The sequence below is a fragment of the Streptomyces sp. VTCC 41912 genome (assembly GCF_045799175.1).
GTDB lineage: Bacteria > Actinomycetota > Actinomycetes > Streptomycetales > Streptomycetaceae > Streptomyces > Streptomyces albulus_C.
Genome location: NZ_JBJMAB010000017.1, coordinates 144539 through 159173, shown reverse-complemented (window position 1 = coordinate 159173; position 14635 = coordinate 144539). Strand labels below are relative to the sequence as shown.

Sequence of the window (14635 nt, the reverse complement as noted above, 5' to 3'; positions counted from 1 at the left end):
CGGACACCCCACCACCCGCACCCCCGGCACCGCACCCGACCAGCCCCGCGCAGCGGCCCCGCGCCGCAGGCGCAAACGGAAACCCCCGCGGCGGGGCGGCCGGAGACGTTCGACGACGCCCCGCGCAGCGGCACCGCGCCGCAGGCGCAAACGGAATCCCCCGCGGCGGGGCGGCCGGAGACGTTCGACGGCGCCCCGCGCAGCGGCCCGCGCCGCAGGCGCAAACGGAATCCCCCACGGCGGGGTGGCCGGAGACGTTCGACGGCGCCCCGCGCAGCGGCCCGCGCCGCAGGCGCAAACGGAATCCCCCACGGCGGGACGGCCGGAGACGTTCGACGAAGCCCCGCGCAGCGGCCCGCGCCGCAGGCGCAAACAGAAACCCCCACGGCGGGACGGCCGGAGACGTTCGACGGCGCCCCGCGCAGCGGCCCCGCGCCGCAGGCGCAAACGGAAACCCCCACGGCGGGACAGCCGACGACGTACGACGACGCCCCGCGCAGCGGCCCCGCGCAAGCGATAGCGTGACTCGGCGTGACAACGTTTATCTGGATCGCCGCGGCGATCGTCCTCATCGGCCTCTACTTGAGTTGGACGGCCGGTCGGCTCGACCGGCTGCACGCGCGGATCGACGCGGCGCGGGCGGCGTTGGACGCCCAGTTGTTGCGGCGGGCTTCGGTCGCGCAGGAGGTGGGGACGTCGGGGGTGTTGGATCCGGCGGCTTCGATCGTGCTCTACCAGGCCGCGCATGACGCCCGGCAGGCGACGGAGGAGCAGCGCGAGGTCGCGGAGAGCGAGCTGAGCCAGGCGTTGCGGGCGGTCTTCGAGGACGAGGCGCAGTTGGCGGCGGTGCGGGAGGCGCCGGGCGGGGAGCGGACGGTCGTGGAGCTGACCGCTGCGGTGCGCCGGGTCCCGATGGCGCGGCGGTTCCACAACGACGCGGTGCGGGCGGCGCGGGCGGTCCGTCGGCATCGGGTGGTGCGCTATGTGCGGTTGGCCGGGCATGCGCCGTTCCCGATGGCGTTCGAGATGGACGACGAGCCGCCGGCCGTCTTGGACGACCGCTCGGTCGGGAACTGACCGACCACGAAGCGGAAGCAGACCATCCGGCTGGTGGGACGGTCGAGGTCGGCAAGCCACCGGCCTCTAATTGGCCCTTTTCCCAGGTCGCTGACCCACGGTTGTGTAGGCGCCGAAGCGCAACCACCCGCACTGAGTGAGGTCAACGTGTCCAGCACGCCCACCACGCCCCAGACCCCCGAGACCGGAACCGCGCGCGTCAAGCGCGGCATGGCCGAGCAGCTCAAGGGCGGCGTGATCATGGACGTCGTCACGCCGGAAGAGGCGAAGATCGCCGAGGACGCCGGTGCCGTCGCCGTCATGGCCCTGGAGCGGGTCCCGGCCGACATCCGCAAGGACGGCGGCGTGGCCCGGATGTCCGACCCGGACATGATCGACGGCATCATCGACGCGGTCTCGATCCCCGTCATGGCCAAGTCCCGGATCGGCCACTTCGTCGAGGCCCAGGTCCTGCAGTCGCTCGGCGTCGACTACATCGACGAGTCCGAGGTCCTCACCCCGGCCGACGAGGTCAACCACTCCGACAAGTGGGCCTTCACCACCCCGTTCGTCTGCGGCGCCACCAACCTCGGTGAGGCGCTGCGCCGGATCGCCGAGGGCGCGGCCATGATCCGCTCCAAGGGCGAGGCCGGTACCGGCAACGTCGTCGAGGCGGTCCGCCACCTGCGTCAGATCAAGGGCGAGATCGCCAAGCTGCGCGGCTGCGACCACAACGAGCTGTTCGCCGCCGCCAAGGAGCTGCGCGCCCCCTACGAGCTGGTCAAGGAGGTCGCCGAGCTGGGCAAGCTCCCCGTCGTGCTGTTCTCCGCCGGCGGTGTGGCCACCCCGGCCGACGCCGCGCTGATGCGCCAGCTCGGCGCCGAGGGCGTCTTCGTCGGCTCCGGCATCTTCAAGTCCGGCGACCCGGCCAAGCGCGCCGCCGCGATCGTGAAGGCCACCACCTTCTACGACGACCCGAAGGTCATCGCGGACGTCTCCCGCAACCTGGGCGAGGCCATGGTCGGCATCAACTGCGATACCCTCCCCGAGGCCGAGCGCTACGCCAACCGCGGCTGGTAAGGACGCAGGAACTGATGAGCACCACTCCCATCATCGGCGTGCTGGCGCTCCAGGGCGACGTCCGCGAGCACCTCAAGGCGCTCGCGGACGCCGGCGCCCGGGGGCTGCCGGTCCGTCGTCCCGAGGAGCTCGACGCAATCGACGGCCTGGTCGTTCCGGGTGGCGAATCCACGACCATGTCCAAGCTGGCGGTCGTGTTCGGCATGTTGGAGCCGCTGCGCGCGTTCGTGCGGGCGGGGCGGCCGGTCTACGGCACCTGCGCCGGCATGATCATGGTCGCCGACAAGCTGCTGGACGCCCGGGACGACCAGGAGACGCTGGGCGGGATCGACATGATCGTGCGCCGCAACGCCTTCGGGCGGCAGAACGAGTCGTTCGAGGCGGCCGTCGAGGTGGCCGGGATCGACGGCGGCCCGGTGGAGGGCGTCTTCATCCGGGCGCCCTGGGTCGAGTCGGTCGGCGCCTCCGTGGAGGTCCTCGCGACGTACGGTGGACATACCGTGGGAGTGCGGCAGGGTAACGTGCTCGCCACGTCCTTCCACCCGGAGCTGACCGGTGACCACCGGATCCACGGGTTCTTCGTGGACATGGTCCGTGCGGTGACCCCTCAGGGGAAGCGCGCGTAAGCGCGGTGTGAGGGGCGGAGTTCGGGAGACCGGCCGCCCTCCCGGTAGGATCTGGGGCGATCGTTTCTGACATGGGTTACGCGAAGGAGACAGGCGGATGTCCGGCCACTCTAAATGGGCTACGACGAAGCACAAGAAGGCCGTGATCGATGCCAAGCGCGGCAAGCTCTTCGCGAAGCTGATCAAGAACGTCGAGGTCGCGGCGCGGATGGGCGGCGTCGACGTGGAAGGCAACCCGACGCTGTACGACGCCGTGCAGAAGGCGAAGAAGCAGTCGGTCCCGAACAAGAACATCGACTCCGCGATCAAGCGCGGTGGCGGCCTCGAAGCCGGCGGCGCCGACTACGAGACGATCATGTACGAGGGCTACGGTCCCAACGGCGTCGCGGTGCTCATCGAGTGCCTCACCGACAACCGCAACCGTGCCGCGTCCGACGTCCGCGTCGCGATGACCCGCAACGGCGGCTCGATGGCCGACCCGGGTTCGGTGTCGTACCTCTTCAACCGCAAGGGCGTGGTGATCGTCCCCAAGGGCGAGCTGAGCGAGGACGACGTCCTGGGCGCGGTCCTGGACGCCGGCGCCGAGGAGGTCAACGACCTCGGTGAGTCCTTCGAGGTGCTCAGCGAGGCCACCGACCTGGTCGCGGTGCGCACCGCGCTCCAGGAGGCCGGCATCGACTACGACTCGGCCGAGGCCAACTTCGTCCCGACCATGCAGGTCGAGCTGGAGGAAGAGGGCGCGCGCAAGATCTTCAAGCTGATCGACGCCCTGGAGGACAGCGACGACGTGCAGAACGTCTTCGCCAACTTCGACGTGTCCGACGACGTCATGGCCAAGGTCGACGCCTGACGGTCGAGGGCTAACCGGTCGTACGACGGGCCGGCGGGGAACACACCCCGCCGGCCCGTCGGTTTGTCAGTGGCAGCCACTAACCTGCAGGAACGTAAGGAACAGACGACCGAACGACGGCGAGGGGCGGGGCCCGATGAAGGTGCTGGGGGTGGACCCGGGGCTGACGCGCTGCGGGGTCGGCGTGGTGGACGGGGTGGCCGGGCGGCCGCTGACCATGGTCGGCGTCGGCGTCGTGCGGACCCCGGCGGACGCGGACGTCGCCCACCGCCTGGTGCTGATCGAGCGCGGCCTGGAAGAGTGGCTCGACACCCACCGCCCCGAGTACGTCGCCGTGGAGCGGGTCTTCAGCCAGCACAACGTCCGTACGGTCATGGGCACCGCCCAGGCCAGCGCGGTCGCCATGCTGTGCGCCGCGCGCCGCGGGCTGCCGGTCGCACTGCACACCCCCAGCGAGGTCAAGGCCGCGGTCACCGGCTCGGGACGGGCCGACAAGGCGCAGGTCGGAGCGATGGTGACCCGTCTGCTGCGGCTCTCCGCACCGCCCAAGCCGGCCGACGCCGCCGACGCCCTCGCCCTGGCCATCTGCCACATCTGGCGCGCCCCCGCGGTCAACCGCCTCCAGCAGGCCCAGGCCGCGGCCCGCCGCACACCCGCACCCGCACGCACCCTGAAGGGCACTCGATGATCGCCTTCGTCTCCGGCCCGGTCGCGGCCCTGGCACCGGACACCGCCGTCGTCGAGGTCGGCGGCGTCGGCATGGCCGTCCAGTGCACGCCGAACACCCTTTCCGGCCTCCGGCTCGGCGAGCTCGCCAAGCTCGCCACCTCCCTCGTCGTCCGCGAGGACTCGCTGACCCTCTACGGCTTCGCCGACGACGACGAGCGGCAGACCTTCGAACTGCTGCAGACCGCCAGCGGGGTCGGCCCGCGGCTGGCCCAGGCGATGCTCGCGGTGCATTCCCCGGACGCCCTGCGGCTCGCGGTGTCCACGGGCGACGAGAAGGCGCTGACGGCCGTGCCGGGCATCGGCAAGAAGGGCGCGCAGAAGCTGCTGCTGGAGTTCAAGGACCGGCTCGGCGCACCGGTCGGCACGGCCCGTCCGGTGGCCGGAGCGGCGGCACCGGCCGGTTGGCGCGATCAGCTCCAGGCCGCGCTGGTCGGTCTGGGCTACGCCGCCAGGGAGGCCGACGAGGCGGTCGCCGCGGTGGCTCCGCAGGCCGAGGCGACCGCCGCCGCGGGCGGCACGCCGCAGGTGCCGCAGTTGCTGAAGGCGGCGCTGCAGACCCTCAACCGCGCCCGATGACCGGCGCCGCGCCCGCGCACCCCCGACCGCACCACCCCGCAGGCGGCCCGGCCGCCCCGACCCCGCGAGGCAATCCGCAGTGAACTGGGACGACACCGCACCGTCCACCGCCGAGGAGACCGCCGACGTCCCGGCCGACCGGCTGGTGGCGGCCGACGCCGACGGCGAGGAGAACGCCGTCGAGGCCGCGCTGCGGCCCAAGGACCTCGACGAGTTCGTGGGCCAGGAGCGGGTCCGCGAACAGCTCGACCTGGTGCTGAAGGCGGCCCGCGCCCGGGGAGCCACCGCCGACCACGTGCTGCTCTCCGGTGCGCCCGGGTTGGGCAAGACCACCCTCTCCATGATCATCGCGGCCGAGATGGGCGCCCCGATCCGGATCACCTCCGGCCCCGCCATCCAGCACGCCGGCGACCTGGCGGCGATCCTCTCCTCCCTCCAGGAGGGCGAGGTCCTCTTCCTCGACGAGATCCACCGCATGTCCCGGCCCGCCGAGGAGATGCTCTACATGGCGATGGAGGACTTCCGGGTCGACGTGATCGTCGGCAAGGGGCCGGGCGCGACCGCCATCCCCCTGGAACTCCCGCCGTTCACCCTGGTCGGGGCGACCACCCGGGCCGGTCTGCTGCCGCCGCCGCTGCGCGACCGCTTCGGCTTCACCGGCCACATGGAGTTCTACGCGCCGGTCGAGCTGGAGCGCGTCATCCGCCGCTCGGCCGGTCTGCTCGACGTGGAGATAGAGCCCGAAGGGGCCGCCGAGATCGCCGGCCGCTCCCGGGGCACGCCCCGGATCGCCAACCGCCTGCTGCGCCGGGTCCGGGACTACGCCCAGGTCAAGGCCGACGGAGTGATCACCCGCGAGGTCGCCGCGCAGGCCCTCGGGGTCTACGAGGTCGACGCTCGCGGGCTGGACCGGCTGGACCGCGCGGTGCTCACCGCCCTGCTCAAGCTGTTCGGCGGTGGCCCGGTGGGGCTCTCCACCCTGGCTGTCGCGGTGGGGGAGGAGCGTGAGACCGTCGAGGAGGTCGCCGAGCCCTTCCTGGTGCGGGAGGGGCTGCTGGCCCGTACGCCGCGCGGCCGGATCGCGACCCCCGCGGCCTGGGCCCACCTCGGGCTGGTGCCCCCGCAGCAAGCGGGCGGAAGCGGACAGCGTGGACTGTTCGAGGCATGACGGCGCGGAGACTCGCCCGGTCAGGAACTGCGGTGCGATGCTGGGCGTTGTTCCACTGGTGCGGACTCGCTTAGACTCCGCCGATGCCGCCCGTATGGACGGTATATCCACCTCTGTATATGAGACCGCGGAGAAGCGGTCGTGCGAAGGATTTCCGTCCCGTGAGTATCATGACTCTCCTCCCGTTCATCGTCCTCATCGGGGCCATGTTCCTGATGACGCGGTCCGCCAAGAAGAAGCAGCAGGCGGCCCAGCAGATGCGCGAAGAAATGCAGCCCGGCACCGGCGTCCGGACGATCGGCGGCATGTTCGCCACCGTCAAGGAGATCCACGAGGAGACCGTCCTCCTGGAGGTCGCCCCCGGCGTGCACGCCATCTACGCCAAGAACGCCATCGGCGCGGTGCTCGCGGATGAGGAGTACAACCGCATTCTGGACGGCGCCGACCCGATCACCGGCGAGGACGGCCCGGTCGTTCCGGACGACGTCTCGTCGCTGACCGGTGCCGAAGCCACCGAAAAGGGTGACAAGGCCGGCAAGATCGACCTGGGCAAGGCCGAGGCCGGCGACGACGCCGAGCCCGCCGCCGACAAGGCCAAGGACGCCGAGGGCGACAAGGCTGAGAACGCCGCGAAGGCCGAGAAGGCTGAGAAGGCCGAGAAGGCTGACAAGGTGGACAAGGCCGCCGAGGCCGACGAGGCGACCGCCGAGGGCGGCGACGCCAAGGACGGCAAGAAGGCCGGCGGCGCCGACGCGAAGTAGTCCGTTCCGCAGCGGGGAGCCGCGGCACGTTCCCGATCGGACGCACCGCGGTTCCCGGACGGTCTAGGCTCCGGCGGGGGCACGTCCCCACAAGACTTCGTGGCCGCTCGGCAGACACCCCCGGCCGAGGGGTTGGACAGGGAGAAACGACAAGGTGGCAGCACCGAAGAAGGGCCGCAGGGCGCCCACGAGCCAGGGGCATCCAGGGCGCACCCTGATCCTGGTCCTCATCGCGATGGCGGCGCTGGTCGGAGGCATGTTCTACTCCGGCACGATGACGCCCCGGCTGGGCATCGACCTGGCGGGCGGCACCAGCTTCACGCTGGCGGCGCAGAACCAGCCGGGCAAGCCCAACGCGATCAACGAGACCAACATGAACACCGCCGCCGGCATCATGGAGCGGCGGGTCAACGGTCTGGGTGTATCCGAGTCCGAGGTCCAGACGCAGGGCAGCAACCACATCATCGTGAACATCCCCAAGGGGACGGACGCGAAGCAGGCCCGCCAGCAGGTCGGCACCACCGCCCAGCTCGCGTTCCGGCCGGTGCTGACCACCGCCGCGGGTGCCAAGACGCCCGAGCCCAAGCCCAGCCCCTCCGCCAGCGGCAAGACCGGCGAGAAGGCCACCGGGGGCAAGGGCTCCTCGCCGACCCCGAGCGCCAGCGCCTCCACCCAGGGCCGCGCGGTCACGGACGCGCTGAAGAAGCCGTCCGCCTCGCCGTCGGCCTCCGCGTCGGACAAGCCCTCGGCCCAGCCGACGCCGCCCGCCCCCGGTGGTGCGGACGTCCCGCCGGCCCTGCAGAAGCAGTTCGCGGCGCTGGACTGCTCCACCAAGGCGGGCCGTGCCCAGGCCGGTGAGCAGGCCGCCGGCACCAAGCCCACCGACCCGGTCGTGGCCTGCAAGGACGACGGTTCCCAGAAGTACGTGCTCGGCCCGGTCGGCGTCGAGGGCACGGACGTCAAGGACGCCAAGGCGGTCTTCGACAGCCAGCAGGGCCAGGGCTGGATCGTCCAGATGGACTTCACCTCGGACGGCGGCAAGAAGTTCGCGGACGTCACCGGCAAGCTCGCCGCCAAGGCGCAGCCGCAGAACCAGTTCGCGATCGTGCTGGACGGCGCGGTGGTCTCCGACCCGCGCGTCAGCGAGCGGCTCAACGGCGGCAACGCCACCATTTCCGGCGGCTTCACCCAGCAGTCCGCCGAGGACCTCGGCAACATGCTGTCCTACGGTGCCCTGCCGCTCTCCTTCAAGATCGACGACGAGACCACGGTCACCGCGGCGCTCGGCGGCGAGCAGCTGCACGCCGGTCTGATCGCCGGCGCCATCGGCCTCGCGCTGGTCGTCATCTACCTGGTCGCCTACTACCGGGGGCTGGCGCTGGTCGCGCTGGCGAGCCTCGGGGTCTCCGCGGTCCTGACCTACACGATCATGACGTTGCTCGGCCCGGGCATCGGGTTCGCGCTGAACCTCCCGGCGGTCTGCGGCGCCATCGTCGCCATCGGCATCACCGCCGACTCGTTCATCGTCTACTTCGAGCGGATCCGGGACGAGATCCGCGAGGGCCGCACGCTGCGACCGGCCGTCGAGCGCGGGTGGCCGCGGGCCCGCCGCACGATCCTGGTCTCCGACTTCGTGTCGTTCCTGGCGGCCGCGGTGCTGTTCATCGTCACCGTCGGCAAGGTGCAGGGCTTCGCGTTCACCCTCGGCCTGACCACCCTCCTCGACGTGGTCGTGGTCTTCCTCTTCACCAAGCCGCTGATGACGCTGCTGGCCCGCCGGAAGTTCTTCTCCGAGGGGCACTCCTGGTCCGGCCTCGACCCCAAGCGCCTGGGCGCCAAGCCGCCGCTGCGCCGTCGTCGCACCGCCCCCAACCAGACGAAGGAGGCGTGAGATGTCGAAGCTCGGCAACCTCGGCGCCCGGCTCTACCGCGGTGAGGTCGGCTACGACTTCATCGGCAAGCGGAAGATCTGGTACGGGGTCTCGATCCTGATCACCATCACGGCCATCGTCGGCCTGGCGGTGCGCGGTCTGAACATGGGCATCGAATTCTCCGGCGGTGCGGTCTTCACCACCCCGAAGACCTCGGTCTCCACCGAGGAGGCCCAGCACCACGCCGAGTCGGCCGCCCCCGGCCACCAGGCGATGGTGCAGAAGCTGGGCGGCGGCGCGCTGCGCATCCAGATCAGCGGTCTGGACACCAAGCAGTCGGTGCCCGTCCAGGAGGAGATCGCCAAGGACCTCAAGGTCCCGGTCCAGGACGTCAACACCCAGCTGGTCGGCCCGAGTTGGGGCGAGCAGATCGCCAACAAGGCGTGGCTGGGCCTGGGGATCTTCATGGTCCTGGTGGTGCTCTACCTCGCCGTCGCCTTCGAGTGGCGGATGGCGGTGGCCGCACTGGTCGCCCTGATCCACGACCTGACGATCACGGTCGGCGTCTACGCGCTGGTCGGCTTCGAGGTCACCCCGGGCACGGTCATCGGTCTGCTGACGATCCTCGGCTACTCGCTGTACGACACCGTCGTCGTCTTCGACAGCCTCAAGGAAGCCTCCAAGGACATCACCAAGCAGACCCGCTTCACCTACAGCGAGATCGCCAACCGCAGCATCAACGGCACCCTGGTGCGGTCGATCAACACCACCGTCGTGGCGCTGCTGCCGGTCGCCGGCCTGCTGTTCGTCGGCGGTGGCGTGCTGGGCGCGGGCATGCTCAACGACATCTCGCTGGCACTGTTCGTGGGTCTGGCCGCCGGTGCCTACTCGTCGATCTTCATCGCGACGCCGCTGGTCGCCGACCTGAAGAACCGCGAGCCGCAGATGAAGGCGCTGGCCAAGCGGGTCGCCGCCAAGCGTGCCTCGGCCGCGGCCAAGGAGGCGGCCCGCCAGGAGGGCGGCGACGCCGGAGCGGACGCGGGAGCCGACGAGGACGCCGAGGGTGCCGCCGTCGTCGGCCCGCGCACCCAGCCCGAGCCCCGCAACCGCGGCGGCCGCGGTCGCCCGTCGGGGAGGCGTCGATGAGCGTTCCCGCCGCACTGCGCGAGCTGCTGCTGAGCCGGATCTCGGACGTGCCGGACTACCCGCAGCCGGGCGTGGTCTTCAAGGACATCACCCCGCTGCTCGCCGACCCGGCCGCGTTCCGCGCGCTGACCGACGCCTTCGTCGACCTGTGCGAGCGCTTCCGGGTCGACAAGGTGGTGGGCCTGGAGGCCCGCGGCTTCATCCTCGCCGCCCCGGTCGCGGTGGCCGCCGGGGTCGGCTTCGTCCCGGTCCGCAAGGCCGGCAAGCTGCCCGGTGCGACGCTGGGCCAGGCGTACGAGCTGGAGTACGGCACCGCCGAGATCGAGATCCACGCCGGTGCGCTGGCCCCCGGCGACCGCGTCCTGGTGATCGACGACGTGCTCGCCACCGGCGGCACCGCGGACGCGTCGCTGCAGCTCATCCGCCGGGCCGGTGCCGAGGTGGCGGGCCTGGCGGTGCTGCTGGAGCTGGGCTTCCTGGACGGCCGGCAGCGGCTGGAGCCGGGTCTGAAGGGCGCTCCGCTGGAGGCCCTGATCACGGTCTGAGCCGCCCGCCGGCACCGTCCGGCACCCGCACGGGAGCAGCGGGGACATCCGGAACATTCCGGGTGCCCCCGCTGCTGTGTCATGTACGGACCCATGGCCGCGCGGCAGCCATGGCCATGGGCTCGATACCATGGCACCCCGGCCGCTTCGAGGCCCTGGGGTCCGTACCCGCATGAGGAGTGCCCTTGCCAGACGAGGCTCAGCCGCTCTCCCCCGGACCGCGTCCGGCGGAAACCCCCGCCGCACGCCCGGACGAGCCGAAGCCGCAGCCCGCGGCTTCCTCCGACGCGCCGCAGCCCGAGCGACCGGACGCGGCCGACGGCACCGCCGCGCCCGCCGCGCCCCAGGCCCCCACCGGCCGGTCCCGACCGGCCCCCGCGCCGCAGCCGCCGAGCAGATCGCTGTCGACCACCTCGGCCGGCCGCTCCGGCTCGCCCAACCGCGTCCGGGCCCGCCTCGCCCGGCTGGGAGTGCAGCGCTCCAGCCCGTACAACCCGGTCCTCGAGCCGCTGTTGCGGGCCGTCCGCAGCAACGACCCCAAGATCGAGACCGCCACGCTGCGCCAGGTCGAGCGGGCCTACCAGGTCGCCGAGCGCTGGCACCGCGGCCAGAAGCGCAAGAGCGGCGACCCGTACATCACCCACCCGCTCGCGGTCACCACCATCCTCGCCGAGTTGGGGATGGACCCGGCGACGCTGATGGCGGGACTGCTGCACGACACGGTCGAGGACACCGAGTACGGGCTCGACACCCTGCGCCGGGACTTCGGCGACCAGGTCGCGCTGCTCGTCGACGGCGTGACCAAGCTGGACAGGGTCAAGTTCGGCGAGGCCGCGCAGGCCGAGACGGTCCGCAAGATGGTCGTGGCGATGGCCAAGGACCCGCGGGTGCTCGTCATCAAGCTCGCCGACCGGCTCCACAACATGCGCACCATGCGCTACCTCAAGCGGGAGAAGCAGGAGAAGAAGGCCCGCGAGACGCTGGAGATCTACGCCCCGCTTGCGCACCGGCTGGGCATGAACACCATCAAGTGGGAGCTGGAGGACCTCGCGTTCGCGATCCTCTACCCCAAGATGTACGACGAGATCGTCCGGCTGGTCGCCGAGCGCGCCCCCAAGCGCGACGAGTACCTGGCGGTGGTCACCGACGAGGTGCAGGCCGACCTGCGCTCCGCGCGCATCAAGGCCACCGTCACCGGCCGGCCCAAGCACTACTACAGCGTCTACCAGAAGATGATCGTGCGCGGCCGCGACTTCGCCGAGATCTACGACCTGGTGGGCATCCGCGTCCTCGTCGACACGGTCCGGGACTGCTACGCGGCCCTGGGCACCATCCACGCGCGGTGGAACCCGGTCCCCGGCCGGTTCAAGGACTACATCGCGATGCCCAAGTTCAACATGTACCAGTCGCTGCACACGACGGTGATCGGTCCCAGCGGCAAGCCCGTCGAACTCCAGATCCGCACCTTCGACATGCACCGGCGCGCCGAGTACGGCATCGCCGCGCACTGGAAGTACAAGCAGGAGGCGGTTGCCGGCGCCTCCAAGGTGCGCACCGACGCGCCCAAGAGCAGCGGCAAGGGCGTCGGCCAGGACACCGTCAACGACATGGCCTGGCTGCGGCAGTTGCTGGACTGGCAGAAGGAGACCGAGGACCCGGGCGAGTTCCTGGAGTCGCTGCGTTTCGACCTCTCCCGCAACGAGGTCTTCGTCTTCACGCCCAAGGGCGACGTGATAGCGCTGCCCGCCGGCGCCACCCCGGTGGACTTCGCCTACGCGGTGCACACCGAGGTCGGCCACCGCACCATAGGCGCGCGGGTCAACGGCCGCCTGGTGCCGCTCGAATCGACGCTGGACAACGGCGACTTGGTGGAGGTCTTCACCTCCAAGGCGCCCGGTGCGGGGCCGTCCCGCGACTGGCTGAGCTTCGTGAAGTCCCCGCGCGCCCGCAACAAGATCCGTGCGTGGTTCTCCAAGGAGCGCCGGGACGAGGCGATCGAGCAGGGCAAGGACGCCATCGCGCGGGCCATGCGCAAGCAGAACCTGCCGATCCAGCGGATCCTGACCGGCGACTCGCTGGTGACCCTGGCGCACGAGATGCGCTACCCGGACATCTCCTCGCTCTACGCCGCCATCGGCGAGGGCCACGTCGCCGCGCAGGGCGTCGTCCAGAAGCTGGTGCAGGCGCTCGGCGGACAGGACGAGGCGACCGAGGACATCGCCGAGTCGACGCCGATCCGGCCGCGCTCCAAGCGCCGTTCCAGCGCGGACCCGGGTGTGGTCGTCAAGGGCGTGGACGACGTGTGGGTCAAGCTGGCCCGCTGTTGTACGCCGGTGCCCGGCGACCCCATCATCGGGTTCGTCACGCGCGGCAGCGGCGTCTCGGTGCACCGCGCCGACTGCGTGAACGTGGACTCGCTGTCCCGCCAGCCCGAGCGGATCCTGGAAGTCGAGTGGGCGCCCACCCAGTCGTCGGTCTTCCTCGTGGCCATCCAGGTGGAGGCGCTGGACCGCTCCCGGCTGCTGTCGGACGTCACCCGGGTGCTGTCCGACCAGCACGTCAACATCCTGTCGGCGGCGGTGCAGACCTCCCGCGACCGGGTCGCCACCTCCCGCTTCACCTTCGAGATGGGCGACCCCAAGCACCTGGGGCACGTCCTGAAGGCGGTGCGGGGCGTGGAGGGGGTCTACGACGTCTACCGGGTGACCTCGGCCCGGCGTCCCTGACCGGGGCGCGGGGGCGGCCGTCGAGCGGCTCCCGCCCCCGCCCGCACGCGGAACGGCCCGCCGGGAATCCCCGGCGGGCCGTCCTGCTGTCGTGCGGCGGATCAGCCGCCGAACTCCTCCAGGCCCTTGAGTGCCTGGTCCAGCAGCGCCTTGCGGCCCTCCAGCTCCCGGCCGAGTTTGTCGGCCTTCGCGGAGTTGCCGGCCGCCCGCGCCGTGTCGATCTGCTTCTGGAGCTTGTCGACGGCGTCCTGGAGCTGGCCGGTCAGCCCCGCGGCGCGGGCCCGCGCCTCGGGGTTGGTCCGCCGCCACTCGGCCTCCTCGGCCTCCTGGATGGCCCGCTCGACGGCGTGCATCCGGCCCTCGATCTTGGGACGGGCGTCCCGCGGCACGTGACCGATGGCCTCCCACCGCTCGTTGATGCCCCGGAACGCGGCCCGGGCCGTCTTCAGGTCGGTGACCGGGAGCAGCTTCTCCGCCTCGGCGGCCAGCTCCTCCTTGCGGGTCAGGTTCTCCCGCTGCTCGGCGTCGCGCTCCGCGAAGACCTCGCTGCGCGCCTGGAAGAAGACGTCCTGCGCGCCGCGGAAGCGGTTCCACAGGTCGTCCTCGTGCTCGCGCTGGGCGCGACCGGCGGCCTTCCAGTCCTGCATCAGCTCGCGGTAGCGGGCGGCGGTGGTCCCCCAGTCCGTGGAGCCGGACAGCGACTCGGCCTCGGCGACCAGCTTCTCCTTGGCCTTGCGGGCGTCCTCGCGCTGCGCGTCCAGCGTGGCGAAGTGCGCCTTGCGCCGCTTGGAGAACGCCGACCGGGCGTGCGAGAAGCGGTGCCACAGCTCGTCGTCGGTCTTGCGGTCCAGGCGCGGCAGGCCCTTCCAGGTGTCCACCAGCGCCCGCAGGCGCTCGCCGGCCGCCCGCCACTGCTCGCTGGCGGCCAACTCCTCGGCCTCGACGACCAGCTTCTCCTTGGCCTCGCGGGCCTCGTCGGTCTGCCGGGCCTTCGCCGCCCGGCGCTCCTCGCGCCGCGACTCGACCGCACTGACGAGGGCGTCCAGCCGCTTCTTCAACGCCTCGAGGTCACCCACCGCGTGGTGCTCGTCGACCTGCTGGCGCAGGTGGTCGATCGCGATCTGGGCGTCCTTCGCCGAGAGGTCGGTGGTCCTGACCCGTCGCTCCAGGAGGCCGATCTCCACGACCAGGCCCTCATACTTGCGCTCGAAGTAGGCGAGGGCCTCTTCGGGAGTGCCCGCCTGCCACGATCCGACGACCTGCTCTCCGTCGGCGGTACGCACGTACACGGTCCCCGTCTCATCGACGCGGCCCCACGGGTCGCTGCTCACAGCGCCTCCTCAACATGATGCCGACGCGGGCCCGTGGCCCCCCGGCATCGTCCACAGTTTCTGTCCGGCGGGGCAGCGCCCCGACCGGTCCGACGGGCTGTATTGCGGTGAGGGTGGCAGGCCGTCGGATCAGGCACCCTACACAACGCCAATCTAGGCGACCGGCGGTC

General features: G+C 71.5%; 13 protein-coding genes. 12 read left to right on the top strand and 1 reads right to left on the bottom strand.

Going from position 1 to position 14635, the window contains the following annotated elements; all coding sequences use genetic code 11:
• Window positions 1-531: 531 nt before the first annotated feature.
• The 12 genes from ACJ6WD_RS23605 (at window position 532) to ACJ6WD_RS23550 (ending at window position 13134) form a co-directional block, all read left to right on the top strand.
• Window positions 532-1077, top strand: coding sequence for a hypothetical protein (locus tag ACJ6WD_RS23605; RefSeq protein ID WP_233659700.1), 546 nt, complete (start codon window positions 532-534; stop codon window positions 1075-1077).
• A 147-nt stretch (window positions 1078-1224) separates the two neighbouring features.
• On the top strand, window positions 1225-2136 hold the full coding sequence (pdxS, locus tag ACJ6WD_RS23600; protein ID WP_016574128.1) for a pyridoxal 5'-phosphate synthase lyase subunit PdxS: 912 nt from the start codon (window positions 1225-1227) through the stop codon (window positions 2134-2136).
• A 14-nt stretch (window positions 2137-2150) separates the two neighbouring features.
• On the top strand, window positions 2151-2762 hold the full coding sequence (pdxT, locus tag ACJ6WD_RS23595) for a pyridoxal 5'-phosphate synthase glutaminase subunit PdxT (protein ID WP_233659701.1): 612 nt from the start codon (window positions 2151-2153) through the stop codon (window positions 2760-2762).
• Window positions 2763-2859: 97 nt separating this feature from the next.
• Window positions 2860-3612 (top strand): YebC/PmpR family DNA-binding transcriptional regulator, encoded by a 753-nt coding sequence (locus ACJ6WD_RS23590; RefSeq protein ID WP_016574126.1) that lies wholly within the window; start codon window positions 2860-2862, stop codon window positions 3610-3612.
• A 136-nt stretch (window positions 3613-3748) separates the two neighbouring features.
• A complete protein-coding gene (gene ruvC / locus ACJ6WD_RS23585; RefSeq protein WP_016575943.1) occupies window positions 3749-4300 on the top strand; it encodes a crossover junction endodeoxyribonuclease RuvC in 552 nt (183 codons plus the stop codon).
• Window positions 4297-4917, top strand: a complete 621-nt coding sequence (ruvA, locus tag ACJ6WD_RS23580; RefSeq protein ID WP_407616441.1) for a Holliday junction branch migration protein RuvA — start codon at window positions 4297-4299, stop codon at window positions 4915-4917. The genes ruvC and ruvA overlap by 4 nt, the downstream gene beginning before the upstream one ends.
• Before the next feature lie 79 nt (window positions 4918-4996).
• On the top strand, window positions 4997-6085 hold the full coding sequence (ruvB, locus tag ACJ6WD_RS23575) for a Holliday junction branch migration DNA helicase RuvB (RefSeq protein WP_016575945.1): 1089 nt from the start codon (window positions 4997-4999) through the stop codon (window positions 6083-6085).
• 161 nt (window positions 6086-6246) lie between these two features.
• Complete coding sequence (yajC, locus tag ACJ6WD_RS23570) at window positions 6247-6846, top strand: preprotein translocase subunit YajC (protein WP_407616440.1); 600 nt, start codon at window positions 6247-6249, stop codon at window positions 6844-6846.
• Between the two features lie 154 nt (window positions 6847-7000).
• On the top strand, window positions 7001-8737 hold the full coding sequence (gene secD, locus ACJ6WD_RS23565; protein WP_020931184.1) for a protein translocase subunit SecD: 1737 nt from the start codon (window positions 7001-7003) through the stop codon (window positions 8735-8737).
• A 1-nt stretch (window position 8738) separates the two neighbouring features.
• Complete coding sequence (gene secF, locus ACJ6WD_RS23560; RefSeq protein WP_376447246.1) at window positions 8739-9863, top strand: protein translocase subunit SecF; 1125 nt, start codon at window positions 8739-8741, stop codon at window positions 9861-9863.
• Window positions 9860-10408, top strand: coding sequence for an adenine phosphoribosyltransferase (locus ACJ6WD_RS23555; RefSeq protein WP_020931183.1), 549 nt, complete (start codon window positions 9860-9862; stop codon window positions 10406-10408). Before secF ends, ACJ6WD_RS23555 begins: the two co-directional genes overlap by 4 nt.
• 185 nt (window positions 10409-10593) lie before the next feature.
• Window positions 10594-13134 (top strand): bifunctional (p)ppGpp synthetase/guanosine-3',5'-bis(diphosphate) 3'-pyrophosphohydrolase, encoded by a 2541-nt coding sequence (locus tag ACJ6WD_RS23550; RefSeq protein WP_275465512.1) that lies wholly within the window; start codon window positions 10594-10596, stop codon window positions 13132-13134.
• 101 nt (window positions 13135-13235) lie between these two features.
• Here ACJ6WD_RS23550 and ACJ6WD_RS23545 read toward each other — a convergent pair whose 3' ends face one another.
• The gene (locus ACJ6WD_RS23545; protein WP_233659708.1) at window positions 13236-14465 is read right to left on the bottom strand and encodes a DUF349 domain-containing protein; all 1230 of its coding nucleotides are present in this window, start codon (window positions 14463-14465) and stop codon (window positions 13236-13238) included.
• Between the last annotated feature and the right edge of the window lie 170 nt (window positions 14466-14635).

What these genes read in the sequence shown, in the direction of transcription:
- ACJ6WD_RS23555 (WP_020931183.1), top strand. Translation starts at nt 9,860, where the DNA reads ATGAGCGTTCCCGCCGCACTGCGCGAGCTGCTGCTGAGCCGGATCTCG.
- ruvA (WP_407616441.1), top strand. Translation starts at nt 4,297, where the DNA reads ATGATCGCCTTCGTCTCCGGCCCGGTCGCGGCCCTGGCACCGGACACC.
- secF (WP_376447246.1), top strand. Translation starts at nt 8,739, where the DNA reads ATGTCGAAGCTCGGCAACCTCGGCGCCCGGCTCTACCGCGGTGAGGTC.
- ACJ6WD_RS23590 (WP_016574126.1), top strand. Translation starts at nt 2,860, where the DNA reads ATGTCCGGCCACTCTAAATGGGCTACGACGAAGCACAAGAAGGCCGTG.
- pdxT (WP_233659701.1), top strand. Translation starts at nt 2,151, where the DNA reads ATGAGCACCACTCCCATCATCGGCGTGCTGGCGCTCCAGGGCGACGTC.
- ruvC (WP_016575943.1), top strand. Translation starts at nt 3,749, where the DNA reads ATGAAGGTGCTGGGGGTGGACCCGGGGCTGACGCGCTGCGGGGTCGGC.